This window comes from Pseudomonas sp. 11/12A (assembly GCF_000800055.1).
Lineage (GTDB): Bacteria > Pseudomonadota > Gammaproteobacteria > Pseudomonadales > Pseudomonadaceae > Aquipseudomonas > Aquipseudomonas mohnii.
Genome location: NZ_JUGV01000001.1, coordinates 764,794 through 785,507, shown reverse-complemented (window position 1 = coordinate 785,507; position 20,714 = coordinate 764,794). Strand labels below are relative to the sequence as shown.

The following is a 20,714-nucleotide window of genomic DNA, read 5'->3' as shown; positions in this document are numbered from 1 at the left end:
ACGACAATCGATCTGATGGCAGGGAACAAAAATAATGAAGCCCGCGCGTACCGCCTCCTACGAATCACTGTTTTCGCTGGCCGCCGCATTGAGTCTGCCCATGGTCGCCACCAGCGCCATGGCCGACTTCATCGACGATAGCAAGGCCCGCATTGAAATGCGCAACCACTACATCAATCGCGATTTCCGTCAGGACAACGCACCACAATCCAAGGCTGAAGAATGGGCCCAGGGGTTCACCGCGCGCATCGAGTCCGGGTTCACCGAAGGCACATTCGGCTTCGGTCTCGACGCGTTGGGGGAGTTGGGGCTGAAACTCGATTCCAGCCCGGATCGCCGGGGTACCGGGTTGCTGCCCTACGGCCCGAACAGCCACGAACCGGCGGACGAGTACAGCCAACTGGGGCTGACCGGAAAGCTGCGAGTTTCCAAAAGTGTGCTGAAGCTCGGCACCCTGCAACCCTTGTTGCCGGTGGCGACCTACAACGACACCCGCCTGCTGGCGTCGACCTTCGAGGGCGGCCTGCTCACCAGCCAGGAAATCAGTGGCCTGACAGTGAACACCGGACGCCTGACCAAGACCAATCTGCGGGATTCCTCCAGCAACGATGACATCGGCTACGGCACCGCCACCAGTGATCACTTCGACTTTGCCGGCGGCAGCTACGCCTTCAGCCCGCAACTGAACCTGAGCTACTACTACGGCAAGCTCGATCAGATTTATCGCCAGCAGTTCGTCGGGCTGGTGCACACCCAACCGCTGGGCAACGGCTTCAACCTGCGCAGCGACCTGCGCTATTTCGACAGCCGGGGTGACGGCGCCGAGCGGGCCGGGCGTATCGACAATCGCAATTTCAACAGCATGTTCACCGTGTCCCACGGTGCCCACAAGGTCAGTGCCACGTACCAGCAGTTGTCTGGCGACAGCGCCTTTCCGTTCCTCAACGGCGGCGACCCGTACGTGGTCAACCTGGTGACCTACAACACCTACACCCGCGCGGACGAGGACTCCTGGCAGCTGCGTTACGACTATGACTTCGCGGCGCAAGGCATCCCCGGCCTGACCTTCATGACGCGCTACACCGACGGTCGCCACGTCAAGGCCGGCAGCGTCGACAACGGTCGCGAGCGGGAGCGCGACACCGACATCAGTTACGTCATTCAGAGCGGCGTGTTCAAGGACGTCAGCCTGCGCTGGCGCAACGTGACCTTCCGTTCCGGCAATGGCTTGAAAACCGCCATCGATGAGAACCGGCTGATTGTCGGTTACACCCTGGCGCTTTGGTAATCCCTGAAAAGCGCGGTTGCGGCCGCGCCAACACCTTTCATAATCTGGAGCAATCGTGATGTCCTCTTCACCTGCACTGCACGCCCCCACCCTGCAAAGTTTCATCGCCGGCCGCTGGATCGGCCAACACGGCGCCCAGGTGCTGCGCAGCGCTATCGACGGCCATGAAATCGCCCGTACCCACGAAGAGCGCCCGGACTTCGCCGAAGCCATCGAACATGGCCGTCGCCAGGGTGTCAGCGGCCTGATGGCGCTGGACTTCCAGCAGCGTGCCCAGCGCCTCAAGGCCCTGGCCCTGTACCTGGCCGAACGCAAGGAACAGCTCTACGCGATCTCCCACCACAGCGGCGCCACCCGCGCCGACAGCTGGATCGACATCGAAGGCGGCAACAGCACGCTCTTCACCTACGCCGGCCTCGGTTCGCGGGAACTGCCGTCGGGCAACGTCGTCCATGAAGGCCCGGCCCTGCAGCTGAGCAAAATGGGCACCTTCGCCGGCACCCACATCCTCGTGCCTCGGGGCGGCGTGGCGGTGCACATCAACGCCTTCAACTTCCCGATCTGGGGCATGCTGGAAAAATTCGCCCCGAGCTTCCTCGCCGGCATGCCATGCATCGTCAAACCGGCCAGCGCCACCAGCTACCTGACCGAAGCCGTGGTGCGTCTGATGGACGAATCCGGCTTGCTGCCAGCGGGTAGCCTGCAACTGATCATCGGCGGTACCGGCGATCTGCTCGACCGCCTGCAAGGCCAGGACGTGGTGACCTTCACCGGTTCCGCCGACACCGCGGCCAAGCTACGGGTCAACCCGAACCTGATTCGCAACTCGGTGCCGTTCACCGCCGAAGCCGACTCGCTGAACTGCGCGATCCTGGCCCCGGATGTCACCCCGGACGACGAAGAGTTCGAGCTGTTCATCAAGGAAGTCGCCCGGGAAATGACCACCAAGGCCGGGCAGAAATGCACCGCCATTCGCCGTGCCATCGTCCCGGCCAAACACATCGATGCCGTGGCCACCCGCCTGCGCGATCGCCTGGCCAAAGTGGTGGTCGGCGACCCGTCGGTGGAAGGTGTGCGCATGGGTGCGCTGGCGTCCCACGATCAACAGAAAGACGTGGCCGAGCGCCTGGAAGCGCTGTTGCAGAGCAGCGACATGCTGTTCGGCGCCCGCGATGGCTTCGAACCGCGCGGCGAGAACGTGAGTCAAGGTGCGTTCTTCGCCCCGACCCTGTTGCAGGCTCGCGACCCGCACGCCGAAGGCGGCGCCCACGATATCGAAGCCTTTGGTCCAGTCAGCACCTTGATGGCCTATGACGATCTCGACGAAGCCCTGGCCCTGGCCGCACGCGGCAAAGGCAGCCTGGTGGCCAGCCTGGTAACCAAGGATCCGCAGATTGCCGCCAAGGCGATTCCGGTGGCCGCTGCATTGCACGGACGCTTGCTGGTGCTGGATCGCCACTGCGCAGGTGAATCCACCGGTCACGGCTCGCCGCTGCCGCAACTCAAGCATGGCGGCCCCGGTCGTGCCGGTGGCGGTGAAGAACTGGGCGGCCTGCGTGCGGTAAAGCACTACCTGCAACGCGCGGCGGTACAAGGTTCGCCCACCATGCTCGCGGCGGTGACCGGTGAATACGTGCGTGGCGCCAACGTGATCGAAACCGACGTACACCCGTTCCGCCGCTACTTCCAGGACCTGCAGATCGGCGAGTCGCTGCTGACTCACCGCCGTACCGTCACCGAAGCAGATCTGGTGAACTTCGGCTGCCTGTCGGGGGATCACTTCTACATGCACTTCGACGACATCGCCGCCAAGGAATCGCAGTTCGGCAAGCGCATCGCCCACGGTTATTTCGTGCTGTCGGCCGCCGCCGGTCTGTTCGTATCCCCAGGCGTCGGCCCGGTACTGGCCAACTACGGCCTGGACACCTTGCGCTTCATCAACCCGGTGGGCATCGGCGACACCATCCAGGCACGCCTGACCTGCAAACGCAAAATCGACCAGGGCAAAAAGAGCCCGCAAGGCGTCCCGCAAGGGGTGGTGGCGTGGGACGTGGAAGTCACCAACCAGTTGGGTGAACTGGTGGCCAGCTATGACATTCTCACCTTGGTCGTAAAACGCGAGGACTGATGCAACACCTGTAGGAGCGAGCTCGCTCGCGATGGACGTGAATAATGGCGCGCGCTTTCTGGATGAACGCGGTGCTCTCAGGTTCTTCGCGAGCAAGCTCGCTCCTACATTGGCTCTGCGTTGTAGTCAGTGCTTGCGCAACCACTCAATAAACAACGCGAACAACTCCGACTGCGACCCCACTTCCAGTTTCAGGTACAGATTCTTGCGGTGCATGCGCACGGTTTCCGGGGAGATACCCATCTGGCTGGCGGTGGATTTCACCGAGTGGCCGCGTAGCACCATGTGCGCCACTTCCCGCTCACGCTCGGTCAGCACGTCGCAGCCGAATTGCTCGAATGCCGACTGCACCCGGTGCTTGAGATCATCACGCAGGCCTTGATCGTTATTGCTCTGGATTTCGTGACTGCGCAGCAGGCCACGCTGACTGAACTCGCTGACAAATTCGCGCACCAGCGGTTCGACGGCGCGCAGCAGGTTCAGCTGATCGACCCGCAGGCATTCACCCCCGAAACCCTGAAAGAGGCTGACGGATATCTTGGTGTCGTTGCCCGTATCGACGATGTAGTAACTGTCTTCCGAACAACCCGCCTTCAGGTAATAGGACTTGTAGTAGTCACTGTCGAAGAAGTTGTCCGGGGCGATTTCCTCCAGGTGATAGAAGCCTTGCGCCAGGCCATGCTCCACCGCCAGGCAAAACGGGTCGAGCAGGTAGCCCCCGGAAAAATAGCGGTCGAGAATCGAGACCTGGTACTCCTGGGCAATACCGCGCTGGTGCAGCAACCGGGGCGCGCGATCCTTGCGCTCCAGGCTGATCATCATCGACTCGATGGACACCAGCTGCGCCAAGGCGGACGCCAGGTATTGCAGGGCGTCAGGCTCGTCGACATGGGCGAATGCCTCGCGCATGCCCCCATGCCATTTGTGCAACGCCCCGAAGGGCATTGCGATCAGTGTGTCGTCGTTTGGTTTGCTCATGCCCCGCAGTCTAGCGGGTGTGCAAGCCCTTGGTAAAAACCTGACTGAAAGACTCATTGGCCGAAATACTGGCCGCTCTGCTCCAGCTCGGCCGCCACTTCGAGGATGCACACCCGCAGGATCTCGACAATTTCGTCGACCTGGTCATAGGTGAGAATCAACGGCGGCGACATGACATTGAGGTGCATGATCGGCCGCACCAGCAAGCCCCTGGCCTGTGCCCGCACATGGATTTTTTCGCCGATGTTGATCTCGTCGGCGAACAACGCCTTGGTGCGTTTGTCGGCGACGAACTCCACGCAGGCCATCAGTTTCTGGCAACGCACATCCCCCACCAACGGCAAATCCTTGAGCGTGGCCAGGCGCTGTTCCAGATAGCCGCCGACATCGTCGACATGGGCCAGCAGGTTTTCCCGCTCGATGATTTCAATGTTCTTCAGCGCCGCCGTGCAGCACACCGGATGACCGCTGTAGGTGAAGCCGTGGGTGAAGCAGCGACCCTTGCCGGGTTCGGCGATGACTGTCCAGATACGGTCGGAAAAGATGCACGCGCCCAGTGGCAGATAGGCGGAGGTCAGGCCCTTGGCGGTGGTGATGATGTCGGGTTGCACATCGAACACGTCCAGGGAGGCGAAAAACTTGCCCAGGCGCCCGAACGAAGTGACCACTTCGTCGGCAACGAACAGGATGTCGTAGCGCTGGCACACCTCCCACATGCGCTTGAGGTAACCCTTGGGCGGAATGATCACCCCGCCCGAGCCCATGATCGGCTCGGCGAAAAAGCCGGCGACCTTGTCCACGCCGATCGACAGGATCTTGTCTTCGAACTCCTTGACCAGGAACTCGAGGAACTGCGCTTCGTCCATGCCGTCCGGGGCGCGGTACGGGTTGGGGTTGGACACATGATGGATCAGCGGGTTGGCGTAATCGAACTCCGGCACCCGGTCGGCGGCCTTGTTGCCGATCGACATGGTCAAGGTGGTCGAGCCGTGATAGGCGTTGAAGCGCGCGATGATGTGTTTCTTTTCCGGCTTGCCGCGACAGTTCTGGTAGTACTGGATCAGCCGGTACGCCGTGTCCACCGCCGTGGAACCGCCCGTGGTGAGGAACACATGGTCGAGGTCACCGGGGGCGAGGCTGGCGAGTTTTTCGCACAACTCGATCGCCACGTTGTTCGACATGTCGGAAAACGGGTTGGAATACGCCAGTTGCCGCACTTGATCGGCAATGGCCAGGGCCATTTCTTCACGGCCCAGACCGATGTTGGTGCACCACATGCCGCCGACGGCATCGAGAAAACGGTTGCCTTGGGTGTCATATATATAGGCGCCGTCGCCGGCGACGATGTTCAGCGAGCCCTGCTCGGCATGCTCGTCGAAGACGTGATAGCCATGCATGTGATGGGCCTTGTCGGCCTTGACCAGTTCAGCCGCTTCGACGGTCGAGAACACTTTTTTAGTTGGGGTAGCCATACAAGAACCTCAAACGAAACGATTGGACGATCAAATCCCGCTTTTCACGGTGCTCCAGACGCGTGTCATGGCTCGCATGTCTTTCGCGTCCTGGGTTTTCTGCGGAAACAACCGTTGACGAACATCTTCATCGGGATAAATCGCCGGATTGTTTCGCACGCTGGCATTGAGCAATGGCGTGGCCGCCGCGTTGCTGTTGGCGTAATTGATGAAGTCGCTCACGTCCGCCATCACCTGCGGCTGCATCAGGTATTGCAGAAACTTGTGGGCGTTGGCGACGTGGGGTGCATCTGCCGGGATGTACATATTGTCGAACCAGATCAGCGAGCCTTCCCTGGGAATGAAGTACGCCAGGTTGATCTGCTTCTTGGCTTCTTCGGCACGGGCCATGGCCGTCGCGTAGTCACCGGACCAGGTCATGGCCATGCACACGTCGCCATTGGGCAGACTGGTGAGGTAATTGACCGAGTCGAACTTGCGGATGTACGGCCTGACCGACAACAGCAAGTCTTGGGCGGCTTTCAGGTCTGCCGGGGCCGCGCTTCTCGGGTCGCGTCCCAGGTATTTCAAGGCCATGGGAATGACTTCGGTGGGGGCATCGAGCAGGGTCACGCCGCAGTCGGCGAAGCGCGAAACGATCTTCGGATCGAAGATCATCGCCAGCGAGCCGATCGGCGCGTCCGGCATGCGCTCCTTGATCTTGTCGACGTTGTACGTGACGCCGTTGCTGCCCCAGGTGTAGGGCGCCGAGTAGGCAGTGCCCGGATCGAACCCTTGCAGGTCATGCAGGACTTTCGGGTCAAGATTGCTCCAGCCCGGCAGCAACTTTTTATCCAGCGGCTGGAAAACCTTGGCCTGGATCAGCGGCGGTGCGAGGGAGGCGTTGAGCACGATCAGGTCATAACCGGAGTGGCCGGTGAGCAACTTGGCCTGCACGGTTTCATAGGAATCGAACGTGTCGTAGATGACTTTGATGCCGGTGGACTTTTCAAAGTCCGACAGGGTTTTTTCACCGATGTAATCCGCCCAGTTGTAGAGCCGCAGCGTATGGCTGTCGTCCACTTCGGCGGCCTGGGCGTTGATGATCAACGGAAGAGCAAACAGACTGGAAATCACCCTCAGTGTCTTGCGCATTGCACATTCACCTTATCAAGCGAGTTCGGCTCTGGATGAGCGGTGAACCTACTATTGGGCGATTCGCCAGGCGGCACCATACCCCGAATGGGTGTGTGCGGACCGACTGGCACTGCCGGGCAAGTCACGGCACATGGCAAAAAGCATCAGGTGGGTTGACCCGTTTTGTCATAGCTGCGGGGTTTGCCTGACGCTTAAAGTGGCGGCCGAACCGACTCTGCAAGAGCCATCCATGACCGACCTGATCAAACATGAACAACGCGATGGCGTACTGACGCTGACCATCGACCGCCCCGACAAGCTCAACGCGTTGACCAACGGCATGTACATGCGGCTGGCCGACCTGTTGTTCGCCGCGGACGAGGACGACTCGGTCGGCGTGGTCATCCTGACCGGTGGCCCGACCTGTTTTTCCAGCGGCAATGACCTGGTGGATTTCCTGCAGCAGCCACCCACGCACCTGGACAGCCCGGCGTTCCGCCTGATGCGCGCCGTGACCCATCTGCAAAAACCGCTGATCGCGGCCGTGTGCGGAGCCGCCATCGGCATTGGCACCACCGTGCTGCTGCATTGCGATCAGGTGCTGGTCACCCGCAATGCCAAGCTGCGCATGCCGTTCGTCAACCTGGGCTTGTGCCCGGAGTTCGGTGCCAGCCTGCTGCTGCCGCGCCTGCTCGGTCAGGCCCGCGCCGCACGCCTGTTGCTGTTGGGCGACAGTCTGGACGGCAGCGAAGCGGTGGCATGGGGCCTGGCCAACGAGGTGTTCGACGACGGGGCGCAATGCCTGGCGGCGGCCACCCGTCTGGCCCATCGACTGTTGGCAATGCCTCAGCAAGCCCTGCGGCAATCGCGACAACTGATGAAACAGGCCGGCATGGCCGAACTGCAAGCCACCCTGCGTGAAGAGAACCTGCTGTTCATCGAACGCCTCAATAGCGACGAAGCGAAAACGGCCTTGAACGCCCTGCTCAATCGCAGTACTGATAAGAATTCACCGAAAGGAAACCAGCCATGAACACTCCGGAAGTCTACGTCGTCAGCGCCGCCCGTACCGCCATCGGCACCTTTGGCGGTTCACTCAAGGACGTGCCGCCGGCCGACCTGGCCACCACCGCCGTGAAGGCCGCCCTGCAACGGGCCGCCGTGGACCCGGCGCTGGTCGGTCATCTGGTCATGGGCAACGTGATCCCGACCGAAAACCGTGACGCCTACATCTCCCGGGTCGCCGCGATGAACGCCGGGATCCCGAAAGAAACCCCGGCCTACAACGTCAACCGTCTCTGCGGTTCCGGCCTGCAAGCGATCATCAGCGCGGCGCAGACGCTGCTGCTGGGCGATGCCGAAATCGCCATCGGTGCCGGCGCCGAATCCATGAGCCGCGGCCCGTACCTGCTGCCTTCGGCCCGTTGGGGCGCGCGCATGGGCAACGTCCAGGCCATCGATTACATGCTGGGCATCCTGCATGACCCGTTCCACAACATCCACATGGGCATCACCGCCGAGAACATCGCCGAACGCAACGGCATCACTCGCGAAATGCAGGATGCCCTGGCGCTGGAAGACCAGAAACGCGCCGCCCATGCGATTGCCAACGGTTATTTCAGCGAGCAGATCGCGACCGTGGAAATCCAGGATCGCAAGGGCACCAAGCTGTTCAGCGTCGACGAGCACCCACGCGCCACGTCGCTGGAACAGTTGGCCGCAATGAAGCCGGCGTTCAAGAAAGAGGGTTCGGTCACCGCCGGCAACGCTTCGGGCTTGAACGACGGCGCGGCGGCGCTGGTCATGGCCACCGGCAACGCGGTCCAGGCTAACAACCTGCGCCCTCTGGCGCGTCTGGTCAGCTACGCCCACGCCGGCGTCGAGCCTGAACTGATGGGCCTGGGACCGATCCCGGCCACGCGCCTGGCACTCAAGCGCGCCGGCCTGACCGTCGCGGACCTGGACGTGATCGAAGCCAACATCGCCTTCGCCGCACAAGCCTGCGCGGTCAGCCAGGAACTGGACCTCGATCCGGCCAAGGTCAACCCGAACGGTTCGGGTATCGCCCTGGGTCACCCGGTAGGCGCGACCGGCGCCATCATCGCCACCAAGGCCATCCACGAACTGCACCGCATCAACGGCCGTTACGCCCTGGTGACCATGTGCATCGGTGGCGGCCAAGGGATTGCGGCGATTTTCGAACGCGTCTAAGCAATAGGTCCAAAAAAGGCCGGTGATCGCGCAGATCACCGGCCTTTTTTCATTCCAGTAAACCCACAGGGTCCTCCAGCGCACACAAAACCTTCTTTATTTCCACTGGACAAACCACCTGACGACCGGCCGCAAAAACCATTTGCCACAAAATATTACATACGTCATATTACGTGCGTAATTAAACGCCGCTTCCGACAGGTAATTCTCCATGACCGGCATGCCCCCCGTTGAACCCGACCTTGCTGTCCCGGTGAACACCCCCAGGCCTCCCCTGCTCAAGCGCCTGCTCCTGCCGACGCTGGGTGTGGCGGCGCTGGTAGTGGCCGGTGTGTACGCCGCGCATTGGTGGACAGCCGGCCGTTTCATCGAAGCAACCGACGATGCCTACATTGGCGGCGATGTGACGGTGATCGGGCCGAAAGTGGCGGGTTACATCGACGAAGTGCTGGTGACCGACAACCAGAAGGTCAAGGCCGGCGATGTGCTGATTCGTCTCGACTCCCGCGATTACCGCGCCAACCTGGCCAAGGCCGAAGGCGCGGTAGCGGCCGAGGAAGCCTTGCTCGCCAACCTCGACGCCACCGAACAACTGCAGCAAGCCGTCATCGGCCAGGCCCGCGCCGGCATCGACGCCGCCGGCGCCGAAACCGCCCGTTCGCGGGATGACGACGCGCGCTACAAAAAACTGGTCAGCACCAGCGCCGTTTCCGTGGAAAGCGCGCAGAGGGCCAACGCCACCTTCAAGACCGCCCAGGCCCAAAGCAATCGCGCCCAGGCTGAGTTGCTGGCCGCTCAGCGGCAGTTGAACGTGATCGCCACCCAGAAACAGCAGGCCCGCGCCGCGCTGATCCAGGCCAGGGCCGAACGTGATCTGGCGCAGTTGAACGTGGGCTATACCGAACTGCGCGCACCCGTCGACGGCGTGATCGGCAATCGCCGGGCACGGCTCGGCGCTTATGCCCAGGCCGGTTCGCAACTGCTGTCGGTCGTGCCCTCCAGCGGCTTGTGGGTCGATGCCAATTTCAAGGAAGACCAATTGGCACGCATGACGCCCGGCCAGCGAGTCGTGATTCATGCCGACGTGCTCTCGGGTCAGGAATTCCACGGTCACCTGGACAGCCTCGCGCCGGCCAGCGGCGCTCAGTTCAGCGTGCTACCGCCGGAAAACGCCACCGGCAACTTCACCAAGATCGTGCAACGGGTGCCGGTGCGCATTCACCTCGATCCGGCTGACGGCGTGCTCGGCCACCTGCGCCCCGGCCTGTCGGTGACCGCCGAAGTGGACACCCGCAAGGAGCCTGAAGCGCCAGCCGTGGCCAGCGCGCCATGAGCCGCGCCCTCGCCGCCCCGGCGCAACCGTTCAATGCGGCGAACATGGCGACGGCGACCAAGGTCTTCGCCTTCGCCAGCATGTGCATCGGCATGTTCATTGCGTTGCTGGACATCCAGATCGTCTCGGCGTCGCTGCGTGACATTGGTGGCGGACTCTCGGCCGGTACTGACGAAACCGCCTGGGTGCAAACCAGTTACCTGATCGCCGAAATCATCGTCATTCCACTGTCGGGCTGGCTCTCCCGAGTGTTCTCCACACGCTGGCTGTTTTGCGCCTCGGCGGTGGGCTTCACCCTGACCAGCCTGTTGTGCGGCGCGGCATGGAACATCCAGAGCATGATCGCCTTCCGCGCCCTGCAAGGGTTTCTCGGCGGATCGATGATCCCGATGGTGTTCACCACGGCCTTCGTGTTCTTCAGCGGCAAGCAACGGGTCATCGCCGCCGCGACCATCGGCGCTGTGGCTTCCCTGGCGCCGACCCTGGGCCCGGTCATCGGTGGCTGGATCACCGACATTTCGTCGTGGCACTGGCTGTTCTACATCAACCTGGTGCCAGGGATTTTCGTTGCAGTGGCGGTGCCGATGCTGGTGAAGATCGACCAGCCGGAACTGTCGCTGCTCAAAGGCGCCGACTATACAAGCATGGTCTTTCTCGCCCTGTTCCTCGGTTGCCTGGAATACACCCTCGAAGAAGGCCCGCGCTGGAACTGGTTCTGTGACCGCACGATTCTGACCACCGCCTGGATCAGCGGCCTGGCAGGCCTGGCGTTTATTGGCCGGACCTTGCACGTGGCCAACCCGATCGTCGATCTGCGCGCCCTGAAGGACCGCAACTTCGCCCTCGGCTGCTTCTTCTCGTTCGTCACCGGCATCGGCCTGTTCGCCACCATTTACCTGACGCCGCTGTTTCTCGGTCGGGTGCGTGGCTACGGCGCGCTGGACATTGGTCTGGCGGTTTTCTCCACCGGCGTGTTCCAGATCATGGCGATTCCGCTGTATGCCTTTCTGGCCAACCGCGTCGACCTGCGCTGGATCATGATGGCCGGCCTTGGGCTGTTCGCCTTGTCGATGTGGGATTTCAGCCCGATCACCCATGACTGGGGCGCCAGGGAATTGATGCTGCCGCAAGCCCTGCGCGGGATTGCCCAGCAACTGGCGGTGCCGCCCGCGGTGACCTTGACCCTGGGCGGGTTGGCACCGGCGCGACTGAAACATGCTTCGGGGTTGTTCAACCTGATGCGTAACCTGGGCGGCGCGATTGGCATCGCCGCCTGTGCGACCATTCTCAACGACCGCACCAACCTGCACTTCACAAGGCTGGCGGAGAACCTCAACAGCACCAACGAGGCCCTCAACCAGTGGCTGTCGCAGGTCGCAAACAACTTCGCCGCCCTGGGACAGAGCGGCGATGTCGGGGTCACTGCCAGCCTGCATCAGCTCTGGCTGTTGACCTATCGCGAAGCCCAGACGCAAACCTATGGCGACGCGTTTCTGATGATCGGGGTCTGCTTCGTCATCGCCACGGCGATGGTGCCCTTGATGCGCAAGGTGCAACCACCGGCCGCGCCGAGTGCCGATGCCCATTGAGGCGCATCGGCAGCGACTTGAGGATCAGGCCTGAGGGGTTTTGCGGAAGCCTACCGCCAGGCGGTTCCAGCTGTTGATGGTGCTGATGGCCACGGTCAGGTCGACCATTTCCTTGGGTGTGAACTGGGCGCTGACCACTTCGTAGTCTTCATCCGGCGCGTGGGTCAGGCTGAGTTGGGTCAGGGATTCGGTCCAGAGCAGCGCAGCGCGTTCGCGATCGGTGAAGAACGGCGCCTCACGCCAGGCGGTCACGGCGAACAGGCGACGCGGGGTTTCACCCCCCTTGATCGCATCGGCGGTGTGCATGTCGATGCAGAAGGCGCAGCCATTGATTTGCGAAGCACGCAGCTTGACCAGCTCGATCAGGGGCTTCTCCAGCGGCAGCTTGGAAACCGCGGTTTCCAGGGCGATCATCGCTTTGAGGGCGTCAGGGCTGGCGGTATAGAAATCGGTACGTGGTTGCATGGGATGTGCTCCAGGGCAAGTGGGTGTGTGACTACGTTAGTGCCCGAAGCGCTTTGGACAAATAGCCAATGTTCCAGAAGTCGAGGAGGCCACTTGCGCGAGAAGAAAGGTCGACCTCCCCGCGAACCCTGCAACGCCCCTTCATACCCGATTACGCAACCAATGCAAAAAACCCGTTTTCTGCACAACCGGCGGCACGTCCTGAGTCAGTGTCTGCGCTTTGTGCAAACGGAAATCCAGCAGGTTTTTCATCGCATCGTTGATGTCGTGACGGGCATCCAGACAAGGTTTGAGGTACTCCTTCTCGATGCGGTAAAGCGCGCACGGGGTTTTCGCCGCAAACGCGGCGGGCACCGAACTGTCTTCCAGGATGCCCGCCTCGCCGATCACTTCGCCCGGTCCCATGCGCCCGGATTCGAAAGGCGTACCGTGGCGGCTCAAGGTGACCGTCACCACCCCGGATTCAATGATGAACAAATGATCACTGACCTCCCCCGCCGCCAATATCGTCTCGCCGGCACGAAAGGTTTGCAGGCTCATGTTCTGGCTGAAGGTTTCTTTCTCTTCCTGACGCAAGGTAGAGAAGATCGGTGAACTGTCGAGCAGCGCCCGTGGCCGCGAGAGGTTGGTCGGCGTGCAGGATTCCTCGCCCGAGAGCAAGTTGACCCCGGACGCCTGCAAATGCCGGTACGCCAGATCGTAGAGTTGATTGCGTACCTCGCGCTGCTCGTTCATCGAGGCGACAAACCCGATGATTTCGAATTCCACGCCAGTGCTGGAGGAGTTTTTCAGTGCCACTTTGGCTGGCGGCGTGGTCAACAGCATGCGGCAGCCCTGCATCGCCCGCTCAAGGGCATCGATCACCCTGTTCGGCCGGACATGGGGGCTCACCTGCAAACTGATCGAAATGCCGAAAATGTCGCTGGGCCGGCTGAAGTTGACGATCTTGGCCTTGGCCGCCAGCGAATTGGGAATCACCGCCATGCAGCCCAGGGACGTCTGCAGGCGCGTGGCGCGCCAATCGATGTCGATGACCCGGCCTTCGGTGCCGTCGATGGAGATCCAGTCATCCAGTTGATAGGGTTTGGTGGTGTTGAGGACGATCCCGGAAAATACGTCGCTGAGGGTGCTCTGCAAGGCCAGGCCGACAATGATCGCCAGCGCGCCGGATGTGGCCAGGACGCCCTTGACCGGCAGATCAAGCACGTACGCCAGGGCCGCGATGACCGCGACCAGGAAAATCACCGCGCCGAGCAGGTCCTGCAACAGTCGCCCGGTATGCCCGACCCGTTGCATCATCGCCGCGCCAATCAACACGGTCAGGGTGCGCGCACCGAACAGCCACCAACCGATCTGCAACCCTGTCGCCGCCAGATGCAACGGCACGTTGTCGGCCCACGGCGCCGGCTCCATCGGATTCAAGCCTTCGTTGAACAGCAGAAGACTGAACAATGAAAAAATCACGACCCGCACCAACAGCTTCCAGCCATTGCGATTGGCACTGACTAAACGCCACAGCCCGAGATCGATCAGAACCAGCACCATGGCGCAAATCAGCGGATGTTCGGTAAGAAAAGACAACATCAAGCAACTCCAGCCCGGAACAATGAACGCAAGATCGCATTGGCCACAGTGTAGGAGCAATTGATTTAGCTGGAGCCTGACGTGCACAAACCTGCAGCAACGTGCTTGCCCGTTGCCACAGGTTATGGGGGTTGCCGGATGTACGTGCCCATGCTCAGCGCGATGTCGCGGGTCTTCCCGTCAACCGTGCATGCGACCGAAGCGGCCGGACTGGAAGTCGGCGAAAGCCTGGTGGATCTCCTGTTCGGTGTTCATCACGAACGGACCGTGACCGACGATGGGCTCGTCAATCGGCTCACCGCTGAGCAACAACACCACTGCATCGGCACTCGCTTGCAGGGTGAGCTGGTTGCCCTGGCGCTCGAACAGGACCAACTGCCCTTCGCCCACCGACTCCTCACCATTGACCTGAACCGTGCCGCGCAAGATCACCAACGCCGTGTTACGACCTTCATGCAGGTCAAGCGTGAGCGCCTGGCCGCCATTGAGACGCAGATCCCAGACGTCGATCGGCGTAAAGGTGCGCGCCGGGCCTGTTTGCCCATCGAACTCACCGGCAATCAAGCGCAGGCGGCCTGCGTTGTTTTTCAGGGCGATGCTTGGGATATCAGCGTCGAGAAGGGTCTGGTATCCGGGATCGGCCATTTTGTCCCTGGCCGGCAGGTTGACCCACAACTGCACCATCTCCAGGGTGCCGCCGCTTTTGGCAAAACCTTCGGAATGGAACTCTTCGTGGAGAATGCCGGAAGCAGCGGTCATCCATTGCACATCACCCGCGCCGATCTTGCCGCCACTGCCAGTGGAATCGCGGTGTTCCAGTTCGCCCTTGTAGACGATGGTCACGGTTTCGAAACCCCGGTGCGGGTGCTGACCCACGCCACGTCGCTCGGTGGTCGGGGTGAATTCAGCCGGCCCCGCGTGATCCAGCAGCAGAAACGGGCTGATGTGTTTGGCCAGGTTGTCGTAGGAAAACAGCGTACGGACCGGAAAACCGTCGCCGACCCAGTGCATATGCGGGCTGGTGTAGATACCGATGATGTTTTTCATGGTGTCTCCTGAAGAGGTGAGTGAAACCATGGACATAGCTTAAAAATATCGCCAATGAAGCGCTAGACGGTGAAAAACAGCTTGATCGTTCTACTAGCAGAACGATGATGACTCATCTGACGCCCACGCCGCCAGATCAGTCCCCGCGCTACAGCAGACTGTCCGATTCATGATTTCCGGTAAACATTGCTTTGCCATTGCAGCGGTTTTTCCCAGGGAAGCGAATACGGATACTCGCGCCCATTCCCACTGCAACCTCTGGAGTCTTTCATGTCTATCCCCGCATTCGGCCTGGGTACTTTTCGCTTGCAAGGCCAGGTGGTCATCGATTCGGTGCGCACCGGCCTCGAACTGGGCTACCGGGTCATCGACACCGCGCAAATCTACGAGAACGAAGCCGAGGTTGGCGAGGCCATCGCCGCCAGTGGGATCGCCCGTGACGAACTGTTCATCACCAGCAAGATCTGGGTGGCCAACTTCGCCAGGGATCGCCTCATCGACAGTCTCAAGGAGAGCCTGCGCAAACTGCGCACCGACTACCTGGACCTGACGCTCATCCACTGGCCGTCGCCGGAAGATCAGGTACCGGTGGAGGAATTCATGGGCGCCCTGCTCGAAGCCAGGCAACTGGGCCTGACCCGGCAGATCGGGGTGTCGAACTTCACCATCGACCTGATGAAACAAGCCATCGCCGCCATCGGCGCCGAGCACATCGCTACTAACCAGATCGAACTGCACCCCTATCTGCAAAACCGCAAAGTGGTCGAGTTTGCGCAGCGCCAGGGCATCCAGATCACCTCGTACATGACCCTGGCTTACGGCGAAGTGCTCAAGGACCCGGTCATCCGGCAGATAGCCGAGCGCCTGCAGGCGACCCCGGCACAGGTCACCCTGGCCTGGGCCATGCAATCGGGTTACGCGGTGATTCCTTCGTCCACGAAACGCGCCAACCTTGAAAGCAACCTGAAGGCCCGCGAACTGATTCTCAGCGAAGCCGACATGGCCTTGATCGCCAGTCTGGATCGCGGCCATCGCCTGACCAGCCCCAAAGGCATCGCGCCACACTGGGACTAAGCGTCAGCCCTGCTCAAGGCCTTGTTCCAGGCGCCTCATGGCTTGCTGCAGCTGATCGACGGCGACGTCGATCAGTGACGCGTTGCCCTCGCCACACGCACGTTCCAGCTGTTCGCAGCACTCGACCAGATTCATGGCCCGGACCATCAACGCTCCGCCCTTGATCCGGTGCGCCAGCTCCTGCAAGCCATGGTGATTGCCGCTGGCATGCTCCTGCAGCAGGCGTTCACGATCATCGCGATTGGTCACCGCCAGATCGCGCAACAACTGGGTAATCAGCTCATGATCGGCGCCCACGTAGCGCTCCAGTCCGCTCAAGTCGATCTCGCCGGATGACGGCGCTTTGACCGGCGCGGCCGGCTCGCTCAAAAACCTTGCGGCCAACCAGGCGCTCAGATCCTCCAACCGAATCGGCTTGAACAGGCAATCGTCCATCCCCGCCTCGATACAGCGAATTTTCTCCTCGGGTTGCGCATTGGCCGTTAACCCCAGGATCACCATCGGCGACAATCCCTGGCACCGCTCCTCGTCGCGAATCGCCCCCGCCAACTCATAACCACTGACCACCGGCATGTTGCAGTCGGTGATGACCAGGTCGAATTCGTACTCGCTCCACTGCTCAAGACCTTGCTGGCCATCCTCGGCCTCCAGCACCTGATGCCCCAGCCAGCTCAACTGCCGCGAGAGCAACACGCGATTGGCCGGGTAATCGTCGACCACCAATATCGTCAGCGGTCGTGTCGGTGCTTGCACGGCGCGGTCCTCCAACGCGCTGGCCGGCAGCGGTTGCAACGCAACCAGTTCAAGGTTGATGTCGACACGGGTACCGCCCCCGAGGGTGCTTTCGAGCTGCAAGCGGCCGCCCATCATTTCGCACAAGGTGCGGCTGATCACCAGCCCCAGCCCGGAACCCTGCCGACCCGATTGCTGACCATTGCCGGCCTGCACGAAGGGACTGAACAAGCGCTGCTGATCGAAGGCGCTGATGCCGATGCCGCTGTCCTGCACTTGCACGCTGACCGCCAGACGCTGCGATGACAACTGATCCACCCGCAGTTTCAGACTGACCTCGCCTTCAGGGGTGAACTTGATCGCATTACTCAACAGATTGGACAGCACTTGCTTGAAACGCGTGGGATCGATCAGCACATCACAGTCGCTCTGTGGGTCGAGCTCAACCCGCCATTGCAGGTTTTTCTGCCGCGCCAGGCCTTCGAAGATCCGACACACCGACAGCACCAACGCCTGCAATCGGGTGCGCTCCGGCGTCAGCGACAGATGCCCGGACTCGATCCGGGCGATGTCCAGAATGTCACCGATCAATGCCAGCAATTGTTGGCCGGCATTGGATGCCACTTCGATGGCCGAACGGTCGGTGACACCTTCATCCGCCCGTTTCAGCGCCAGTTCGAGCATGCCGATCAGGGCGTTCATGGGCGTGCGGATTTCATGGCTCATGGTGGCCAGAAACGTGGTCTTGGCCCGGTTGGCGTCGTCCGCGGCGTCCTTGGCGTCCTGCAGTTGCGCCAGCAATTGTTGACGCTGCCGGATCTGCCGACGCTGCCAGACGATCCCTGCCAAAGCGATCAAGAGCAAGACGCCAGCGGCGGCGAACGCCTGGAAAATGGTCTGCCGATGCCGCAGCCAATAGCTCTGCTCGACCATCAGGTCATTGCGCCAGGGCAGTATCAGCTCGTCGATTTCTTCAGGGGGGATACTCAGCAGCGCCTTGTCCAGGATCGAATGCAACTCGGTGGCTTCGCGACTGGTGGCCAGGGTACTGCGAGCGGGGTCGGTGCCCACCGTGCTGGTCACTTGCAGACGATCGCGGTATTGCCGGGAAATCTGGTAGCGGGCGCCGATCAAGGAGTTGATGCTGCCATCGGCCTTGCCCTGGGCGACCATTTCCATGGCCTCCGCCGACAAGGGCGCATCCACACAGCGGATCAACGGGAAGTGCTCCCGAATGTACTCGCTGGCGATGTTGCCCTGGGTCAGCGCTAGGGTTTTTCCGGCCATCTCATCCAGGGTTTTGGGGCTGCCCGGTGCTACCCGTGTCACCAGCACCGAAGGACTGGTCAGGAATGGCCGGGTAAAGAGCAGCGCCTCTTCCCGTCGAGAACTGAGGCCGATCCCCGCCAGCATGTCGACCTGGCCGCTCTTGATGCCCTCTAACATCTCGCTCACCGAATGCATGACGTGGATGTCGAACTGCATGCCGGTGCGCAGGCCGATTTTCGCCAGGACATCGACACCGATGCCACGAAACCGGCCCTCGCTGTCAGTGAACGTGATCGGCGGGATGTTCGCATTGATCGCCACATTCACACGCGGGTGCCGGTCGAGCCAACGCTGCTCGGCCACGCTCAATTGCAGTGACTGAGTACCCGGCATGGACACACCCCCCGCCCCCCAGCGCCGCAAAATATTCATCTGCTCATTGGTGGCAATCATCGCCAACGCCTGGTTGACGATGCGCAGTAACGGACGGTTGTTGCGGCTCATCGCAAAAGCGAAGCGGCCGGACTCCATGCGCGAGAAGTCGGCCAACTGCACGTTGTTGAGGTAGTTCTTGCTGATCAGGTAATGGGCGCTGATCGCATCGCCCAGATACGCATCCGCCTGACCGAAGGCCACGGCACCCACTGCCGCCAGCGTCGAGGGATAGAGCTGAACGTTCGCGTCGGGGTAGAACTGCTGCACGCTGTGTTCGGGCAAATAGTGGTACAGCATCGCCAGTCGCTTGCGGGCCAGCGCCGGGTCCGTTATCTGAGGCGCATCGGTCTGGGTCACCAGCACCGGTTGATCGACGGCATAGGCACTGGACATCTGTAACTGCGGGTCCTGAGCCTCATAACGATTGGCCGTGCCCAACAGGTCCGCATGCCCCTCCTTGAGCGCCCGGACTGCTTCCTCCCGGGACGCGTAGCGCTGAACGTCGATCTGCACCTGCAACAGTTGTTGGAGCACACCGGCATAGTCCGCCGTCACCCCTTCCAGCGCATGGCCGGTGGTGGTGATGTCGAAGGGCGGATAATCCGGAGCCGAGACGGCCAGCACCAGCCGCCCCTTTTGCTGCAGCCAGCGCGAATCGGCCGCTGACAGCTTGACGCTGTCACCCTCCACGCTTGAGCGCCCGAGCAGGGTCAGCGTTTGCGGCTGCGCGCAGGCACTCGATGCCCACAGGCATAGTCCCAGTAGCAAAAGGATGCTCAGGTCGCGCGGGCGTCGAATAATGTTCATTCAGATCAGGTGATTGCGCCGGGCAAGATCGCGCAGGTGCACCGGTGAATCGACATTGAGCTTTTCCGTCAAACGGGTTTTGTAGGTGCTGACGGTCTTGTGGCTCAAATGCATGATTTCGGCGATAGCCTTGTTACTCATCCCCCTGGCCAGGTGCTGGAAGATCGACAGCTCGCGGTCCGACAGATTGGCGATCATCTGTTTTTCGCTGCGTTGCAATGCGGTCAACGACACTGAACTGGAGGGTAACCGGGTGAAATAGGTATAACCGGACATCACGGCGTGCACGGCCTTATGCAAATGCTGCAGGTCATTGGTCTTGGCGACGAAGGCAGAGGCGCCGGCACGCATGCACCGGTCCTGGAAAAACTCCGGCTCCTGGGACGTGAAGACCACGATCCGGCACGGCACCTCACCGGCCTTGATCCTGGCCAGCACATCCAGCCCGTCGAGGGACGGAATGTTCAGGTCCAATACCACCAGTTCCGGTCGGTGCTCACGGATCATCGGCAGCACTTCGTTACCGCTGGCCGCTTCATAAATGCGCTTGTACCCCTCTTGCTTGAGTACGATTTTGAGTGCGCCGCGAATCACCGGGTGATCGTCCACTATCAGCACTGACTTCATGGCTACTCCCTGTGCAACAACACGACGATTAGGCACTGATTACCCATGAGCAAAGCTCGAATTGGACGCAGTAGCTGCGCATAGACTGTTGCATGAAAAGCCTCTGCGAACTACCTGACAGAAATGACAGTGCCGACAAACGGTAGGCGCGGATCAATGATCGCCATCAGGCGCTGGATCGTCCCCGGATCCGGCAGCGAGGCATGGCTCACCTGAATTTTCTGCTGCTCGCAGGCTGGGACAGGTGGCAGTTGCGCCTGCTGGCCGTCGTAGATCAACACGCGATCCAACTGCCGGTTGTCGAGGCAGTAATCCAACAGATCCAGCTTCCCGCCCGGTAGCGCGGCATTGATGACCAACAGGTCGAAGGGCTCGCCACCGTATTCCACCAGGCTCAGCAACTCGTCGAGATTTTGCACTGGCGCTATCCGAAAATAATTGAGTTGGTTGAACCAGCGCTCGATTCTCAGCCGATTGAAGTGTTGCTCGTCAGCGATCAGGATGCGTAAGGACTTGTTCGACAACGTGCGCCCCCAGAAAGGTGTCAGATGAGTGAGGG

Annotated in this window: 16 protein-coding genes; 7 read left to right on the top strand and 9 right to left on the bottom strand. The window is 61.3% G+C overall.

What is annotated here, in order from left to right:
• The first annotated feature begins 34 nt into the window (after positions 1-34).
• Together GQ39_RS03675 and paaZ are read left to right on the top strand one after the other, a co-directional pair.
• Complete coding sequence (locus GQ39_RS03675) at positions 35-1,288, top strand: OprD family porin (RefSeq protein WP_047527396.1); 1,254 nt, start codon at positions 35-37, stop codon at positions 1,286-1,288.
• Positions 1,289-1,346: 58 nt separating this feature from the next.
• Positions 1,347-3,416 (top strand): phenylacetic acid degradation bifunctional protein PaaZ, encoded by a 2,070-nt coding sequence (paaZ, locus tag GQ39_RS03670; RefSeq protein ID WP_047527391.1) that lies wholly within the window; start codon positions 1,347-1,349, stop codon positions 3,414-3,416.
• Between the two features lie 126 nt (positions 3,417-3,542).
• On the opposite strand, the gene GQ39_RS03665 is transcribed toward paaZ, so the two are convergent.
• Genes GQ39_RS03665 through GQ39_RS03655 form a run of 3 tightly spaced genes read right to left on the bottom strand, consistent with a single transcriptional unit; the run spans position 3,543 to position 7,000 of the window.
• The gene (locus GQ39_RS03665; RefSeq protein WP_177329318.1) at positions 3,543-4,394 is read right to left on the bottom strand and encodes a helix-turn-helix domain-containing protein; all 852 of its coding nucleotides are present in this window, start codon (positions 4,392-4,394) and stop codon (positions 3,543-3,545) included.
• Positions 4,395-4,447: 53 nt separating this feature from the next.
• On the bottom strand, positions 4,448-5,866 hold the full coding sequence (locus GQ39_RS03660) for an aminotransferase (protein ID WP_047527387.1): 1,419 nt from the start codon (positions 5,864-5,866) through the stop codon (positions 4,448-4,450).
• Between the two features lie 30 nt (positions 5,867-5,896).
• Complete coding sequence (locus tag GQ39_RS03655; protein ID WP_047527385.1) at positions 5,897-7,000, bottom strand: polyamine ABC transporter substrate-binding protein; 1,104 nt, start codon at positions 6,998-7,000, stop codon at positions 5,897-5,899.
• Positions 7,001-7,232: 232 nt separating this feature from the next.
• On the opposite strand from GQ39_RS03655, the gene GQ39_RS03650 reads away from it, so the two are divergent.
• The 4 genes from GQ39_RS03650 to GQ39_RS03635 all read left to right on the top strand — a co-directional run bounded on the left by GQ39_RS03650 (position 7,233) and on the right by GQ39_RS03635 (position 12,115).
• Entirely contained in the window at positions 7,233-8,015 is a 783-nt protein-coding gene (locus GQ39_RS03650; RefSeq protein ID WP_047527384.1) for an enoyl-CoA hydratase-related protein, read from the top strand.
• Positions 8,012-9,193, top strand: coding sequence for an acetyl-CoA C-acyltransferase family protein (locus tag GQ39_RS03645; protein ID WP_047527382.1), 1,182 nt, complete (start codon positions 8,012-8,014; stop codon positions 9,191-9,193). Before GQ39_RS03650 ends, GQ39_RS03645 begins: the two co-directional genes overlap by 4 nt.
• Positions 9,194-9,404: 211 nt before the next feature.
• Positions 9,405-10,526 carry an HlyD family secretion protein gene (locus GQ39_RS03640; RefSeq protein ID WP_047527380.1) on the top strand — a complete coding sequence of 374 codons (1,122 nt, stop codon included), beginning with the start codon at positions 9,405-9,407 and terminating at the stop codon, positions 10,524-10,526.
• Positions 10,523-12,115 carry a DHA2 family efflux MFS transporter permease subunit gene (locus GQ39_RS03635; protein ID WP_047527379.1) on the top strand — a complete coding sequence of 531 codons (1,593 nt, stop codon included), beginning with the start codon at positions 10,523-10,525 and terminating at the stop codon, positions 12,113-12,115. The genes GQ39_RS03640 and GQ39_RS03635 overlap by 4 nt, the downstream gene beginning before the upstream one ends.
• A gap of 24 nt (positions 12,116-12,139) precedes the next feature.
• Here the strand turns inward: GQ39_RS03635 and GQ39_RS03630 are convergent, their stop codons facing one another.
• The 3 genes from GQ39_RS03630 to GQ39_RS03620 all read right to left on the bottom strand — a co-directional run bounded on the left by GQ39_RS03630 (position 12,140) and on the right by GQ39_RS03620 (position 15,211).
• Entirely contained in the window at positions 12,140-12,580 is a 441-nt protein-coding gene (locus GQ39_RS03630) for a carboxymuconolactone decarboxylase family protein (protein WP_047527377.1), read from the bottom strand.
• Positions 12,581-12,721: 141 nt separating this feature from the next.
• Positions 12,722-14,164: a mechanosensitive ion channel domain-containing protein gene (locus GQ39_RS03625; RefSeq protein WP_047527376.1), complete on the bottom strand. Its 1,443-nt coding sequence runs from the start codon at positions 14,162-14,164 to the stop codon at positions 12,722-12,724.
• 180 nt (positions 14,165-14,344) lie between these two features.
• Positions 14,345-15,211 carry a pirin family protein gene (locus GQ39_RS03620; protein WP_047527374.1) on the bottom strand — a complete coding sequence of 289 codons (867 nt, stop codon included), beginning with the start codon at positions 15,209-15,211 and terminating at the stop codon, positions 14,345-14,347.
• A gap of 270 nt (positions 15,212-15,481) precedes the next feature.
• Here GQ39_RS03620 and dkgB point away from each other — a divergent pair, with 270 nt between their 5' ends.
• Entirely contained in the window at positions 15,482-16,285 is an 804-nt protein-coding gene (dkgB, locus tag GQ39_RS03615) for a 2,5-didehydrogluconate reductase DkgB (RefSeq protein ID WP_047527373.1), read from the top strand.
• Positions 16,286-16,288: 3 nt separating this feature from the next.
• Here dkgB and GQ39_RS03610 read toward each other — a convergent pair whose 3' ends face one another.
• The 3 genes from GQ39_RS03610 to GQ39_RS03600 form a co-directional block, all read right to left on the bottom strand.
• A complete protein-coding gene (locus GQ39_RS03610) occupies positions 16,289-19,528 on the bottom strand; it encodes a transporter substrate-binding domain-containing protein (RefSeq protein WP_047527372.1) in 3,240 nt (1,079 codons plus the stop codon).
• Positions 19,529-20,155: a response regulator transcription factor gene (locus GQ39_RS03605; RefSeq protein ID WP_047527371.1), complete on the bottom strand. Its 627-nt coding sequence runs from the start codon at positions 20,153-20,155 to the stop codon at positions 19,529-19,531.
• Positions 20,156-20,265: 110 nt separating this feature from the next.
• Complete coding sequence (locus GQ39_RS03600; RefSeq protein ID WP_047527369.1) at positions 20,266-20,679, bottom strand: hypothetical protein; 414 nt, start codon at positions 20,677-20,679, stop codon at positions 20,266-20,268.
• Between the last annotated feature and the right edge of the window lie 35 nt (positions 20,680-20,714).